The sequence below is a fragment of the Lishizhenia tianjinensis genome (assembly GCF_900116425.1).
Taxonomy (GTDB): domain Bacteria; phylum Bacteroidota; class Bacteroidia; order Flavobacteriales_D; family Crocinitomicaceae; genus Lishizhenia; species Lishizhenia tianjinensis.
Genome location: NZ_FPAS01000005.1, coordinates 85292 through 100565, shown reverse-complemented (window position 1 = coordinate 100565; position 15274 = coordinate 85292). Strand labels below are relative to the sequence as shown.

Annotated in this window: 10 protein-coding genes and 1 pseudogene; 7 read left to right on the top strand and 4 right to left on the bottom strand. The window is 35.8% G+C overall.

Annotated features, from left to right (window positions below; all coding sequences use genetic code 11):
- The first annotated feature begins 28 nt into the window (after window positions 1-28).
- Window positions 29-958, top strand: coding sequence for a DMT family transporter (locus tag BM327_RS13190; protein WP_090251345.1), 930 nt, complete (start codon window positions 29-31; stop codon window positions 956-958).
- Here BM327_RS13190 and BM327_RS13185 read toward each other — a convergent pair.
- Window positions 913-2433 carry a GH3 family acyl-acid amido synthetase gene (locus BM327_RS13185; protein WP_090251341.1) on the bottom strand — a complete coding sequence of 507 codons (1521 nt, stop codon included), beginning with the start codon at window positions 2431-2433 and terminating at the stop codon, window positions 913-915. The genes BM327_RS13190 and BM327_RS13185 overlap by 46 nt on opposite strands.
- A gap of 186 nt (window positions 2434-2619) precedes the next feature.
- On the opposite strand from BM327_RS13185, the gene BM327_RS13180 reads away from it, so the two are divergent.
- Complete coding sequence (locus BM327_RS13180; protein ID WP_090251336.1) at window positions 2620-3444, top strand: universal stress protein; 825 nt, start codon at window positions 2620-2622, stop codon at window positions 3442-3444.
- A gap of 47 nt (window positions 3445-3491) precedes the next feature.
- Here BM327_RS13180 and BM327_RS13175 read toward each other — a convergent pair whose 3' ends face one another.
- Window positions 3492-3863, bottom strand: a complete 372-nt coding sequence (locus BM327_RS13175) for a hypothetical protein (RefSeq protein ID WP_090251333.1) — start codon at window positions 3861-3863, stop codon at window positions 3492-3494.
- A 73-nt stretch (window positions 3864-3936) separates the two neighbouring features.
- Window positions 3937-6807 (bottom strand): annotated as a pseudogene (gene gcvP, locus BM327_RS13170) (aminomethyl-transferring glycine dehydrogenase).
- Between the two features lie 1049 nt (window positions 6808-7856).
- Here gcvP and rpiB point away from each other — a divergent pair.
- Together rpiB and BM327_RS15960 are read left to right on the top strand one after the other, a co-directional pair.
- Window positions 7857-8300, top strand: a complete 444-nt coding sequence (gene rpiB, locus BM327_RS13165) for a ribose 5-phosphate isomerase B (RefSeq protein WP_090251328.1) — start codon at window positions 7857-7859, stop codon at window positions 8298-8300.
- Entirely contained in the window at window positions 8294-9703 is a 1410-nt protein-coding gene (locus tag BM327_RS15960) for a M28 family peptidase (protein ID WP_090251324.1), read from the top strand. Before rpiB ends, BM327_RS15960 begins: the two co-directional genes overlap by 7 nt.
- Here the strand turns inward: BM327_RS15960 and BM327_RS13155 are convergent.
- Entirely contained in the window at window positions 9689-10915 is a 1227-nt protein-coding gene (locus tag BM327_RS13155; RefSeq protein WP_170853766.1) for a peroxiredoxin family protein, read from the bottom strand. The genes BM327_RS15960 and BM327_RS13155 overlap by 15 nt on opposite strands.
- 103 nt (window positions 10916-11018) lie before the next feature.
- Between BM327_RS13155 and BM327_RS13150 the strand changes: the two genes are divergently transcribed.
- The 3 genes from BM327_RS13150 to BM327_RS13140 all read left to right on the top strand — a co-directional run bounded on the left by BM327_RS13150 (window position 11019) and on the right by BM327_RS13140 (window position 15084).
- Window positions 11019-11555, top strand: coding sequence for an RNA polymerase sigma factor (locus tag BM327_RS13150; RefSeq protein ID WP_090251316.1), 537 nt, complete (start codon window positions 11019-11021; stop codon window positions 11553-11555).
- The gene (locus BM327_RS13145) at window positions 11545-12630 is read left to right on the top strand and encodes a T9SS type B sorting domain-containing protein (protein ID WP_090251312.1); all 1086 of its coding nucleotides are present in this window, start codon (window positions 11545-11547) and stop codon (window positions 12628-12630) included. Before BM327_RS13150 ends, BM327_RS13145 begins: the two co-directional genes overlap by 11 nt.
- Window positions 12631-12732: 102 nt before the next feature.
- Window positions 12733-15084 (top strand): CotH kinase family protein, encoded by a 2352-nt coding sequence (locus tag BM327_RS13140; protein WP_090251307.1) that lies wholly within the window; start codon window positions 12733-12735, stop codon window positions 15082-15084.
- Window positions 15085-15274 lie beyond the last annotated feature (190 nt).

Below are 15274 nucleotides of genomic sequence, written 5' to 3'. Positions count from 1 at the left end.
CGAAATTTGCGCCACATTTTTAGTTACAATGAGCAAAGTTTTTAAATATCAGATCCTACTTCACATCGTTATTTTCCTTTGGGGTTACACGGCTATTCTTGGTAAATGGATAAATCTAGATGCCCTTGGAATTGTATGGTATAGAATGGGAATTGCCTTTCTTTCCTTGCTTGCGTTCATGCTCATCCTGAAAAAGAAAATCATCATTCAACACAAAGCTACTGCCTTAAAAACAGTGGGCGTTGGATTTTTAGTAGCCTTACACTGGTTATTTTTCTTTTTGAGTGTTCAGGTATCCACAGCATCTTTAGCCATAGTTTGTGCGGCAACTGCAACCATGCACGTTTCTTGGTTAGAGCCCATAGTAATGAAACGAAAATTTTTGGCTTCTGAATTTGTTTTAAGTCTTTTGGTTGTTGCAGGTATACTCATTATTACCTTTGATTCTACAGTAGAAACCAATGTTTTGGGCATCGTTTTCGGACTCATGGCTGGTTTATTTGCGGCACTTTTTGCAACTTTCAATGGATACTTAGTAAATAAAACATCTGCCGCTACCATCACACTTTACGAAATGTTTAGTGGTTTTATACTCTTATCTGTTTGTTTGTTATTGGCACCAACTTTCGGGTTCAATGAACTTCAGGCCAACTTAACAAAAATCAATGGTGAGGATGTGGCTTGGTTATTATTCTTAGGGATAATTTGTACTTCTGTGGCCTTTTTAGCATCGGTAGAAACCACCAAACTTTTAGGTGCTTTTACAGTTTCCTTGAGTATAAACATGGAGCCTATTTATACCATGATTATTGCCGCTCTCTTTTTAAACGAAAATGAAAAAGTGGGCGAATACTTCTACCTCGGAGCTTTCCTTATTGTATTCGCCGTATTTTTCAATGGTATGGTGAAGTATTACAAATCCAGACGTGTTAAAAAAGCTTCCCAAGCCAAGGCTTGATTTTTATTCATGACGCGGGCAAACTTATGTTGTCCGCCCAATTTATTTCTACTTTCTAAAAAGTCATAGAATTTCTCAACGGGTAAGGCGATTACTTTCGGACTTTTCAACATGTATTTACGCAATGTTTTGTAGTCGTCATTCAACGCGCAAAGATTACTGTTGAGTTCTACTTCAAAACGACGTGTATCAACCTTTGCATTTACACCTATATACCAGTTATGTCGGTTTCCACTTTTAGACGGATATACACAAAACTCCTGTACGTTTAGGCCAAAGGTTGCGGCTGTTCTATTTACAGCATCATTTAAATTTTCTATGGACAAATGTTCTCCAACACTATTCAAAGTTTGAGAAACTCTTCCTACCAAATCAAATCTAAAATCTTTTAAGTCTTGAAAACGCACAACATCTCCTATTAAATAACGCCATAATCCAGAACAAGTAGAGATGATTAATCCATAGTTTTTACCTACTTCTATTTGACTCAAACTTAAGGTTGGTAGGTCTTTAATATTGTGTTCTTCATTGACCAAAGAAAAGTACTTTTCCTCTAGAAATTCGTAAAACACTCCATGGTTTAAAAGTAAATTCAAACCTTTCTGATAAACATTTTTCTGATAAGCAAAATAACCTTCAGATGCTAACAATGTGTTTTGGAAGAAGACTTCTTTGCTGCAGAGTGCTTCAATTTTCTCGCGATAACCATCAAGAAAAACGCCACCGTGCAGGTACAGTGAAAAATTAGGCCAAATGTCATGTATACTCTTTAATTTATGTGTTTTTACTATTCCGTTAATCAGCATCAATACCCAAGTTGGAACACCCGCAATAACTCCTATGTCCCACGACGGTGCCTTAGCTATAATTTGCTCCATTTTTTCATTCCAATCCGATAGCTTGGCTATACTGCTATTGGGTTTTGTAAAGGGCTTGAAAACGAAACTTTTATTTTTTTGTAGTATACCAGAAAGGTCGCCTTGTAGATAATCTTTTGTACGCTCTAATTTGGTAGATCCACCAACGGTAAGTACAGAAGAATTATAAAATTTAGGGTGAAGGTCAAATTCATAAAGCTCTGCCAATTGTTGAAAACTGGTACGTTGAAATTGACGTATCATCTTATCCGAAACAGGTATTTTTTTACTGGCATCTACCGTAGTTCCTGACGACAAAGCGAAATAATTTATTTTCCCTGGCCAAATCACATTCTTTTCTCCTTGGAGTGATTTATACAACCATTCTTTGTGAAAATCCGCATAAGTATAGAGCGGTAATTTTCGCATGAATTCGGCTGTAGTGTCTGTATGATTCAGAATTCCTTCAAAATCGAAGTGCATTCCTAGCTCTGTTTTCTTTGCTTTTTGTAGGAGCTTTTCTAATGTAAAATCCTGAGCTTGATTCCTTACCGTGCGAGGTAAAAATTCGTAACTGAGTCGCGCAGTTTCTTTTAACAAATTACCGGTTATAGACATAGCATATATTTGCTACAATTTTAAAGCACAACGGGAAAGAAAAAGTATTCTAAATATTAAGCTTTATTTATGAATTAGATTGAAATATTAACAGATTATTACTAATATTAAAGTATGTAAATAGGAGCCTGTCTTAATGAAAGATTACGTAAATTTGTAATAGGCTATAAAACCAAAAACTAGAATATGTCTGATAAAACATTTATTGTTCCCCACGATTTTACAGAATTAGCAGATAATGCCATGAGAAATGCTATTGTTACTGCCAAATTTGTAAAAGCAAAAATATATGCATTACACGTTGTAGCAAAAGAAAAGCATTTAGAAGATGCGCGTAAAGAATTGGCTAAACAATTGGAAAAATTCGCAGCAGAAGATGTTGAAATTATTCCTTCGGTACGTGTGGGTAATATTTTTGATGACATAGGTGAATTTGCAGCAGAACACGATGCTGAATTAATTTTTATGGGAACGCACGGCGCTTCAGGAGTACAAAAAATTACAGGATCTCATGCCTTAAAAGTAGTTTCTTACTCTTCAGTACCTTTCGTGGTTACTCAATTAAAGCCAGTAAAAGATTCGGGTTACGATGATATCGTAGTTCCTTTAGATTTACATAAAGAGACCAAGCAAAAATTAGCTATCGTTGCTTCTATGGCGCGTTACTTCAAATCTAGAGTACACGTTATTACTCCAGATGAAACTGATGAATTCTTGAAACACAAAGTTCAGGCAAACATCCAATTCGCTAAGAAATTCTTTAGTGAAAGAGATATAGAAATTACGGCTACATTGGCTCCTTCTTCAGGATTTGATAAGGAAATTGTAAAACACGCCATTCACGTTGACGCTGATTTAATTGCAATTATGAACATACACAAAAACAGTATTTTCGGAGCTTTCAGTAACAACTACGAACAGTACATGATTACCAATGATGCACAAATACCCGTATTAGTAGTGAATCCTGTAGATTCTTCTCAATACGGAGGTAGTGTATTATTTACCTAAAAGAAAATAAAGTTAAGAAGAACCGCTGCTGAAAAGTAGCGGTTTTTTTATGCCTTATTGTTGTGCTTAATTTGATTTATAATCAAATCGACTACTACCGGAATAATCAAGATATACCAGGTGTGTAACGCCAGTGGATCTATACTGTGGTATACATACAATACCAAGAGCGGAAGAAAGAGTACAGAGTAGTTTAAGCGCGATTTTTGTTTACGGCTAATATAAAGGCTGTTTTTCTCCACGTATCTCATGCTAAACACATAGAGTATACTTAGGAAGAGTAAAAGCCCAAATACGGGCGTAAAATTGAATTCTTCGCTACTTATTAAACTGTACAGCAGGTAAAAGAAATAGAAATAATATCCCAAGAGTACAAAAGGGAAAATGAATTTGTTCCAAATGTGTTTTGTTCTTTGCATAAGCTATGGGCCAATATAAAAAAAGCTCTTCCTTAAACAAGGAAGAGCTTTAAAATCTATCGTTTCAAATACATTAAGCCATTTCGTAGCTTTCAATACTTGGACAAGAACAAATTAAGTTTCTATCACCAAATGCGTTGTCAACTCTTCTTACAGGAACCCAGTATTTGTAATCTTTTAAGTACTCAATTGGGTAAGCAGCTTCTTGTGGAGAGTAAGGATAGTTCCAATCTTTATTGATAATACAATCTGCAGTGTGCGGTGCATTTTTCAACAAGTTGTTTTCTCTATCTGCATGACCATTTTCGATTTCTTTGATTTCTTTTCTAATGCTAATCATAGCATCACAAAATCTGTCTAACTCTTCTTTATCTTCAGATTCAGTAGGCTCTATCATTAATGTTTCAGCTACTGGGAAAGATACAGTTGGAGAGTGGAATCCGTAATCGATCAAACGCTTAGCGATGTCAGCAACTTCTACTCCTGCATCACGTTTAAAGTCTCTACAATCCAAGATCATTTCGTGTGCTACCGTATTGTTTTTACCTGTGTAAAGAATACCGTAGTGCTCGCTCAATCTTGCTTTGATGTAGTTTGCATTTACAATTGCCATTTCTGTAGAATGTCTCAATCCTTCAGCTCCTAACATTTTGATGTAAGCGTAAGAAATCATTAAGATTAACGCCGATCCGTAAGGTGCTGCAGAAACTGCATTAATTGCTTTAGAACCTCCAGCTTTTTCTAACATAACAGATCCTGGTAAGAAGTCTGCTAAGTGAGCCGCTACTCCGATAGGTCCCATTCCTGGTCCACCACCACCGTGAGGGATAGCAAATGTTTTGTGTAAGTTTAAGTGACAAACGTCTGCTCCAATGTTACCTGGGTTAGTTAAACCAACCTGAGCGTTCATATTTGCACCATCCATGTAAACTTGTCCACCATGTGCGTGAATAATAGAAGTAATTTCTTGAATTGCTTCTTCGTATACACCGTGCGTTGATGGGTAAGTAACCATTAAGGCACCTAATCTATCTTTGTGTTCTTCAGCTTTCGCTTTCAAATCTTCCACGTCGATGTTCCCCATTTCATCACACTTCGTAACAACGATTTCGAAACCAGCCATTACTGCAGATGCAGGGTTAGTACCGTGTGCAGAAGAAGGAATTAAACAAACCTTACGGTCTGCATCTCCGTTAGCTTCGTGGTAAGCTTTAATTACCATCAATCCAGCGTATTCACCTTGTGCTCCAGAGTTAGGTTGTAAAGACATAGCAGCAAAACCTGTAGCTTCACATAAATCTTTCTCTAACTGCGCAAACATTTCATGGTACCCTTGTGCTTGCTCCAATGGTGCAAAAGGGTGCATGTGTGCAAATCCTGGGAAAGTAATCGGCATTAATTCAGATGCAGCGTTCAATTTCATCGTACATGATCCTAATGGAATCATAGAGTGTACCAATGATAAATCCTTGTTCTATAAACGCTTCAAGTAACGCATCATTTTAGACTCCGAGTGGTATTTGTTGAAAACCTCGTGTGTAAACACAGCATCAGTTCTCATGAACTCATCCTCTAAAGCGATAGTTGTATCTAAAGTAGTAGCTGTAGCATTTTTCTTAACAGCTGCTGCTAATACAGCTAAAACTCCGTTAATATCTGTTTCTGTTACACGCTCTCCAAAACTTAAAGTCATTTCAGAACCGCTGATGTAACGGAAATTGAATTTGTTAGCTTCTGCTATTTTTTTGATATCGTGCGTCATTACTCCAACTGGTGTTTTCAACCAAATTGTATCGAAGTATTGATCATATCCTAATTCGTATCCTAAGGCAACTGCACCTTCAGCAACTTTTTTCGCTTTGTTGTGAACAGATGTTGCAATCTCACGCATACCTTGTGGTCCGTGGTAAACTGCGTACATACTTGCCATAACAGCTAATAAAGCTTGTGCTGTACAGATGTTAGAAGTTGCTTTATCTCTTTTAATGTGTTGCTCACGTGTTTGCAAAGCCATACGCAATGCTACATTGTCATCCACATCTTTAGAAACTCCAATAATTCTACCTGGTACGTGTCTCTTGTAATCTTCCTTTGTTGCAAAGTAAGCTGCGTGAGGTCCACCATACCCCATAGGAACACCGAAACGTTGTGTAGATCCACAAACAACATCAGCTCCCATAGAACCTGGAGATTTCAACAATACTAAAGAAAGTAAATCAGCCGCTACAGAAACTTTAATGTCTTTTGCGTGCATTCTTGAAATAAATCCTTCCAAGTTTTTCTTTACTCTACCTAAAGCATCTGGGTATTGTACCAAAGCTCCGAAGAAAGTAGCATCTCCTTCGAAAGTTTCTGGGTTACCTATTACTAATTCAATTCCTAAGTTTTCAGCTCTTCCTTTTACTACGTCTATAGTTTGTGGAAAAGAGAACTCAGAAACGAAACACTTATTTCTTCCTGCTTTTACATCAGCTCTTTTTCTTGCGTTAAAGAACATAATCATAGCTTCCGCAACAGCAGTAGACTCATCCAACAATGAAGCATTTGCCAACTCCATTCCTGTAAGTTCCATTACCATGGTTTGGAAATTCAACAAAGCTTCTAATCTACCTTGAGAAATTTCAGCTTGGTAAGGCGTGTATGCCGTATACCATCCTGGATTCTCTAGAACGTTACGTTGAATTACTGGAGGAATAATTGTTTCGTTGTATCCTAAACCTATGAAAGACTTAAATACTTGGTTTTTCGCAGCCAATTCTTGAGCATGAGCCAAATACTCTTCCTCAGTTAAAGCAGCGTCTATATTTAATTCTCCCTTCAAACGGATATGAGCTGGTATCGTCTTGTCTACCAACTCTTCAACAGATTTAACACCTATTTTCTCCAACATGGCAGTTTTCTCTGCAGCATTTGGACCTATGTGTCTATTAGAAAAAGCGCTCATTTACATATATTTTGAGGCTGCAAATATACATTAACCTTTTCAGATGAAAAAACAATTCAAAGTACTTTATGGAATTAGAATATAAGTAACGTATTTCAAAGGACTTACGGGGTTATTAACATAAACAATTCAAACCTGTTAAAAGCTCTAAAAATTCTCTTAAATCTATACGCTCTTCATAGCTTTTCACGCTATCAGATTTATTTCACAAAAACGCTAGCCACTCCAACTCATTTTTAACATGCTTTTTCCATCTATATATAGGTAGTGATTTTTGTTTGTGAATAACTGTAAAAACTTAAAATCGAAAACCTTCTTCGTGCAAGCTACTTTTGAGTGCGAATAAATTCGTTAAACTAAATTCTTATTGATTTGTAAAGCCCTTTGTTTATAGGTGTTTAGGTAGATTTCAAGGTGGATGAAATTAGAGATAGCCATTTTTTTTCAATAATCCAAGTTTCATCTATTTACCCTAAAGAATAAGAAAAAAAGAAAAGAGAATTTTTTAAAAAGGTTTTACTATTACTTATTAAGGTGTTAATACTGTGTAAAAGAATCTTAATATTCAGTTGTTTTTATCGTAATTCACATTTAAGCTTAGGGTTATTAACGAAATCGATAGTTTTCTGCAAGTTGATTTTAAAAGGATTAGATAGGTTATTAACAATTTGAAGAAATCAATGACTATGAAAAACTTTTTTAGTTAAAAGTGGTTTTTAACCCTCCAAAACTATGTGAATAACAAAGCGGAAAAAATAATAACTTACTATTGCTTTTTTCAATTCTATTCTGGTTTGGAATTTAAATTGAATATTCCAAGTCTTTCTTTTCATTTTTACTTGACAAGTATTAACAATTTAGTCACAATTCTTGTGCAAAAGTCAATTTCTTAAACTCCTTTAAAACAAGGCGATTACAAAAGGCAATTTTGGGCAATTGTTAATAACTACAGATGAATGTTAATAAGGGTATAAAACATAGAATGAAAGCTTGAAAATTGTTAATTACACCTATTAAGCCTTATTTTTGTAGAAATAAAAAACGGTAAAATGAGTAAAAGAGTTATTCCAATTGGTTGTGATCATGCAGGTTACGCTTTAAAAGAGAAAATCAAAGAAGTATTTAGTGCAAAAGGATACGAGTTTGAAGACTTCGGATGTCATTCTGAAGATAGCATTGATTACCCTGATTATGCTCACCCAGTAGCAGATAAAGTAGCTGCAAATGAAGGAACTTTAGGAATTTTGATCTGTGGTTCTGGAAATGGAATAAGCATGACAGCAAATAAGCACCAAGAAATTAGATGTGCCTTGTGTTGGCAAAATGAAATTGCTCAGTTAGCTAGAGAACACAACAATGCAAACATCATCTCATTACCAGCTCGTTTTGTTACTGAAGAGGCAGCTTTAGAAATGGTAGAGACTTTTTTAACAACTGAATTCGAAGGTGGACGTCACCAAAGAAGAGTAGATAAAATTGCTTGTGCATGTTAAAATCTCTAATCTATCTACCTATATTTTTTTTGAGCGCTTCGGTTTTATCTCAAGGTAAAGCCGAAGATTATGCCCACTATATTAATAAGGAAGAATTATCTAAACACCTTCATGTAATAGCCTCGGATTCTTTTGCGGGAAGAGAAACAGGGTATGAAGGTCAGAAATTAGCGGCGGACTATTTAATAGCTTCTTTTAAAGAAGACGGACTCCAAGCTCCACCATCCCATCCCGATTACAGGTTTCCCTTTCAAGTATTAGAGACCGTTTTTTCAGGATCTCTCACTTTGCACAAGAAGAAGCTTCAACTTCAAGAAGACTTTTTCTACTTGTTTGCCAATGAACAAAGTCAGAGAGAAGGAAGTTATAAACTGATTGTAGACCTTAAAGCAACTTCAGAAAGTAGTATCAAGGGGAATGATGTTGTTTTTTATGCCAACGATACACTTACAAGTTTTCAAATCATTGCAGAATATAGAGCTTTAAAAAAGTTCGGTGCAGCCAGTGTTACGTGTATTGTTGATAACTACGAAAAGCACTTTGAAATTTTGGAACATCACGTTACGAGTTCTAAAATGACCTTAATCGATGACGATAAAAAGGAGCAAGTTCCTTTACTTTTTGTGGATGTTAATAAAGTAGGAAAGAGCTTGAAAAAATTAGACTTTTCTTTTGCCGTTAGCACCGCATCAAAAGTGTTAGATACAGAAAATGTATTGGCTTTTATAGAAGGAACTGATTCTATCTTAAAAAATGAAGTCTTGGTGCTAACCGCCCACTATGATCATATAGGTGCCCACGATGGAAAAATTTTTAACGGAGCAGATGACGATGGAACAGGAACTGTTGCTTTGTTAGAAATAGCTGAGGCTTTTCAACGTGCGAAGGATGAAGGGAATGGACCAAAAAGAAGTTTGTTGATTATGCCCGTTGCCGGAGAAGAAAAAGGACTTTTAGGTTCCTCTTACTATTCTGATCATCCAATTTTTGCCATGGAAAATACCATTACCAATCTAAATATAGACATGATAGGTAGGGTAGATGAAGTACATCAAGGGAAAGCTGATTACGTCTATATCATAGGAAGTAATATGTTGAGCAATGATTTACACGATGCCAACGAAAGGGCAAATACTGAATTTGTAAATCTAGAATTAGACTATACCTACAATAGTTTAGAAGATCCGAATAGGTTTTATTACAGATCAGATCATTATAATTTTGCAAAGCATGATGTGCCAAGCATCTTTTATTTCAGTGGGGTACATGAGGATTATCACCAAGCTACAGATACGGTAGATAAAATTGATTTTGATAAGGTGGAAAAAGTAAGCCGTCTGGTTTACCACACGGCTTGGATCTTATTGAATGCAGAAAATAGACCGGAATTAATCAGCCAATAATTGTTCGATTAATGCCTCTGTTTCTTTCTTGTAATCAAGGTAAACTTGTCCGGTTCCAGGACCATTAAACCCTGTATGAACTTTCACAATTTCTCCTTTCTTATTGATGTAAATAGAAGTAGGAAAGGAGATAATTTCATTTAAAAAGTAGAATTGTTCAGAAGCCAAAGTTTTGGAAGCATTACCTCCAATTAAAAAGGTATAATCTAGCTCATAGTTGTTAATTAAGCGTTGAACACTTTTGGTTTGAGCTTCAAAACTTTTGCTAGCTTCATAACATACCGCAATGATTTCCAAGCCTTGATCTTTATACTTTTCTTGTAATTCCTTGTAATATTTTGTTTCGTCTAAACAGTTCGGACACCATGTTCCCATGATTTGTATCAATACAACCTTACCTTCTAAATTGGATTGTGAATAAGTAAAATCATTTCCTTCCAAATCTTTAAATGTGAAGTCAAAGGTGTCTAAAGATTTTCTTACATAGGTTAAAGAATCAGGATCAGCCAATTGGAAAGAGTTGTCTTTTACTGCGTACCATTTTGTTTTCCAGTGGTTACCAGAATAGAAAGTTCCCCATAAAGTATCCGCCACTAAATCGGCTTCAAAAAGAAAGGCATGGGTTCCATCAAAACAAGAAAGTTGCACTTTTCCTTCAGTAGATACACCATCTAAAAATCTATAATCACCCGTTTCAGTTAAGAAAGTTCCTGCAACATTTGCAGATCCTGCCATATGATTAAAAACACCCAAAGCAGGGTAAGGTGTAGTAGAAGTGTAGTTAAAAACAGTTTTCCATTTCCCTTCTATGGAGGTAATTGAAGCATCAGAACTTTCTAATGTTTTACCTATATATGAAGCATTAAAAGGGAGGATGTAGTCTTCAGAACGCTGTAAATTTTGCCAGTATCCTTTCAAAGCGTCTTTTCCATCTTTGGTGATGTAAAGCTTACTGTTAAAGTCTTGAAAAGCATAAACTAAGGTATCATTTTTCGGTTCTAAGGCTTTAAGACATATAATTTCAGAGGCATTTTTTACTTTAATACAAAGCTCATTGTTGGGCTTTTTTTCAGTGATTAATGTAAATGGAATGGAAGTACTATCGTTGATACTTAATTCACTATGCCAATAACCTAAAGCGGGTGGTGTATTGGCTGAGGAATAATTTAAAGTGGCGATAGTTAGTAGTAATCCAGTAAATATTTTTCTCATCTTTTTAGCAATCTGCGATAAAAGTATGTTAAATATTGTAGTACGCATAAACCTAGTGCAACCTTTTTCCTACTATTATTGTCTTTACAAATGAACAGAAAGAATGGATGAAGAAACACTCGTAAAAAAATGTGTTTCAGGTAATGCCAAGGCACAAAAGATGTTATTTGATACCTATGCTCCTAAGATGATGGGAGTTAGCTTAAGGTATATGAAAGATGTTGCAAGTGCTGAAGATGTTTTGCAAAACGGTTTTATAAAGGTATTTAACAACCTCTATAATTTTGATAACCGTGGCTCTTTGGAAGGCTGGATAAGACGAATAGTGGTGAATACTGCTTTGGATGAAATTAGAAAGAATAAAAAGAGACAAAATGATATAGATATCACCGAGAGTGAATATTTGAGTCCGCAAAACGATTTCATTCTTGAAAACTTAATGGCTGAGGATTTGATGAAACTTATTCAAACCTTACCGGAAGGATACAGAACAGTGTTCAACTTATTTGCGATAGAAGGCTATAGTCACAAAGAAATTGCAGATCAATTAGGTGTATCTGAGAACACATCAAAATCCCAATATTCTAGAGCGAAGGGGTTTATTAGAAAATTATTAGAAGAAAACGGCATTGAAAGATAAAGATTTATTTAAGGAAGTATTTTCCGATAAACTTAAAGACCATAGTGTGGATGTTAATCCGCAATTGTGGTCTTCCATTGCGAGTCAGGTAGGTGCAGGTGCATCTGGTGCTGCAGCTAGTGGAACGTCTTTAGGTTTAGGTGGGAAAATTATTCTTGGTGTTGCAACCCTTGCAGCATTGGGAACAGCTACTTACTTTATCGCGGATAGAGGAGAGGAAAAGGTAGCTACAGTTGTACCAAACACGCAGCTTATTCAAGAAAATGAAAAGCTAGAAAACCAAGAAGTTAGTATTTCTGTTAAAGAGGAAATAGAAGAAGCGAAGACTGTAGAAGAAACGTTAGAAGAAGAGACGAATGCTGTACATGCTGCTGATGTAAAAAGTGGGGAAGAAAGGGAGCAAAAGGTAAATGAACCTGCTGGTATAGAACCACAAGGTACTGGAATTACAGCAAGCGAAGAGCAACAGAAATCATTAGTTTCAGAAGAGAAAAATACTTCAAGTGTAAAGGTCCTAGAAACTTCTAAAGAAGAAACGATAAGTAAAGAAGAGCAACCAAGTATAATGGAGGCTAGTTTCGAGATAAAGTACGAAGTGGAGAAGAATGTATACACCTTTACGATAGAGGGTGATGAATTTGACGCCATAGAGTGGGATTTTGGAAATAATACCTACAGTACAAATAGAAAAGCGGAATATTTCTTTGAAACTCCTGGTCAGAAAACAGTGATTGCGCGTATAGTTTCTGGTGATGATATAGTGGAAAAAGAAGTGAAAATTAAAGTAGAAGTAGCTGGGAAATTCACGCGAATTCCGAATACGTTTACACCTACAAATGATGGAAGTAATGATACGTATTTCATCGAAGCGGAAGGAATTAAAAGAGCAAACATTAGGATAGTTGATCAACAACAACAAGTGGTTTACGAAACAGATGATATAAACTTTATTTGGAATGGTTTAGGTAGAGATGGAAATGTAGTGCCAGAAGGAACTTATTACATCATCATCATTGCAGAAGATATGAATGGTTATCCATTGAATCACCACGGAACAATTACGATTTTTAGGTAAGGAAAAGTTAAACCCTGAAATGTATAACGGTTAATAAAAGTGTTAATTCTTTTGTTAACCGTTTTTTATTTGCGCTCTATTTCAACTTATTTTTGATTCAGAATGAAAGCATTAACTAAAAAGATAAGTGTAGGATTAGGCATGGTATTGTCTTTTCTGAGTTTTGGTCAAATAGAGTTTGAAGCACGTCCAAAACCGGGTAATTATCCCGACTTAAACAAAGTTAGTTTTGTTATTCCCGAAGGTAGTAAGGCTTATTTTACAACAGATGGAACACGTCCTTCTAGTTATAGTCAGCGTTTAAATTCTACAGAAAGTATAGTTGGAAATACTTGTTTTTCGATCGCCCTTTATGATGTTACAGGAAAAAGGAAGGATACTGTACTTTCTTACATAACGGATTTTAAGCACGATCTACCTATTATTTCTATCGTTTCTAACCCTGCTAATTTCTTTGATTCTGCCATAGGGATATTTGAAAAAGGATGTTGTGCAGATACTATAGATCCTTATATGGGAGCCAATTTTTGGAAGGATTGGGAGAGAGAAATCAACATAGAGTTTTTTGATACCAATGGAGTTATAGGTTTTAACCAGAGGGCAGGGGTGAAAATCTTTGGTGGTTATAGTAAATCTATGCCTCAAAAATCTTTAGCCATTTATGCCCGCTCGAAGTACGGACAAAAGAAATTTGAATATCCAATTTTTCCGCAATTAGAGATAAACAAGTATAAAAACTTTGTGCTAAGAAATGGGGGAGGAGATATGTTAGCCGCACATGCTAGAGATGTTTTCGCAACTCAATTGGTAAAAGAAACAGGGATAGATTATCAGGAGTATAGACCTTGTGCGGTATATATTAATGGCAGGTATTGGGGCTTGTATAACATTCGAGAAAAAATCAATGAGCATTACTTAAAGGCGCATTATGGTTATGATAAGGATTCTGTGATTATTATGCGTCATGTGTATGAAAGACAACATGGTTCTCCTTACGATTATAGAAATACCTTAAAATTTATTCAAAACAACAGTTTAACAGATCCTGAAGCTTTGGCATTTGTGAGTGCGGAAATAGATATAGACAATTATATACTCTATAACATACTGGAAACGTACACAGCGAATGGAGATGCGGGTGGAAACATACGTTATTATAAATCGACTTCGCCAGAAACAAAGTGGAAATGGATTTTCTTTGATTTGGATTTGGGGTTGAATACAACAGGTGCTCATGAGGTGAGAAACAATACCGTTGAAGATTTTACAACCTATAGCAATGAGCAGTGGCCAAATCCGTCATGGTCGACTCTAATTATTCGTAAAATTTTAGAGCATGATTCTTTAAAGATGCTGTATATCAACCAGTTTTGTGATTTGTTGAATACAACCTTTGACTCTACACGTGCTATGACCTTGGCGGATAAGCTAAAGACAGAACAACAAAATGAAATTGATGCGCATTTAAAACGATGGGGAATTTACCGTTCACGTTACGATAGAAGTTGGCAGTACATCAAGGATTTTGCAGAACAACGTCCGCGTTATTTGTATCAATTTATACAGGAAAGGTTTGAATTAGCGGCACCTGTTAATGTGAAAGTTGTTGTAGATAAGAAAGCGGGAAAGGTTGATTTTAACACCTTAGAATTGAAACAAAATTATAGCGGTCAATATTTTCCAGGTATTAAATTAAAGGTAGTTGCTACACCTCGTTTTGATTATGTATTTAAAGGATGGAAGGGTAGGAGTGAAGTGTCTCCAGTTTTATATGTGGATGTAAACGAAAATACTGTTTTTGAACCCATCTTCGAGAAAAGACCGAAGTCGGATTGGAGGAAATTTGTAGTAGTTTCTGAAATTAATGCAGCACAAGCGAAGGATGATGACAGCGAAGATTTTATTGAAATCTACAACTTAAAAGACACCTTGATAGATATCTCGGGCTGGATAGTAAAAGATGAAGAGGATAAACATCACTTTGTGGTTCCACAGGGAACACGCTTAGAACCTCATGGATTTGTTGTTTTGGTTCAGAACAAAAAGGCTTATTTAAAGCGCTATCCTGATGCGAATTATATTGTAGGTGATATAGGCTTTGGTTTTAAAGCGGAAAGTGATAAAATACGTCTCTATGATGCTGATACAAATAGAATAGTCTCCATTTCTTTAAAGAAGATAGGTATTGCTGAGAACGATACAAGTAATTTGGTTTTGGCCCGTTTTACTTACAAGAAGGAAGAGGAGAAAGGATACCTGTTAGAAACACCTAATCCTGGTGCTAAAAGTAAAGCGCAATTGTTTTACGAAGCAGAGGAAAGACAAAAGGAATTTTACCGTCAACTTTTTTTTTACGCGATAAGTAGTACTGTTGCCTTGGGTACTTTAATATTTATTTTGGTAAGAAGAAAACGCAGACGTAAATTAAGAATGGAGAAGGATTCTATATTTTGAATTTTGAACCTTGAATTTTAAATGACCAAATAGGGGCATGAACGGTTAGCTTTTTGAAGTGAGCCGTTTTTTTGTGCCGTAGAAAAAGTGACCAAAGAAACTTGTTCTACGGTATTGCAAAAATAAGGGGAGATGATAAAACTTATAGTGTTGACCCGACCCCGAAGTTTACGTAGGGGATTTGCAGAAA

Coding starts and splice junctions, on each gene's coding strand:
- BM327_RS13190 (WP_090251345.1), top strand. CDS start 29: ATGAGCAAAGTTTTTAAATATCAGATCCTACTTCACATCGTTATTTTC.
- BM327_RS13185 (WP_090251341.1), bottom strand. CDS start 2,433: ATGTCTATAACCGGTAATTTGTTAAAAGAAACTGCGCGACTCAGTTAC.
- BM327_RS13180 (WP_090251336.1), top strand. CDS start 2,620: ATGTCTGATAAAACATTTATTGTTCCCCACGATTTTACAGAATTAGCA.
- BM327_RS13175 (WP_090251333.1), bottom strand. CDS start 3,863: ATGCAAAGAACAAAACACATTTGGAACAAATTCATTTTCCCTTTTGTA.
- rpiB (WP_090251328.1), top strand. CDS start 7,857: ATGAGTAAAAGAGTTATTCCAATTGGTTGTGATCATGCAGGTTACGCT.
- BM327_RS15960 (WP_090251324.1), top strand. CDS start 8,294: ATGTTAAAATCTCTAATCTATCTACCTATATTTTTTTTGAGCGCTTCG.
- BM327_RS13155 (WP_170853766.1), bottom strand. CDS start 10,915: ATGAGAAAAATATTTACTGGATTACTACTAACTATCGCCACTTTAAAT.
- BM327_RS13150 (WP_090251316.1), top strand. CDS start 11,019: ATGGATGAAGAAACACTCGTAAAAAAATGTGTTTCAGGTAATGCCAAG.
- BM327_RS13140 (WP_090251307.1), top strand. CDS start 12,733: ATGAAAGCATTAACTAAAAAGATAAGTGTAGGATTAGGCATGGTATTG.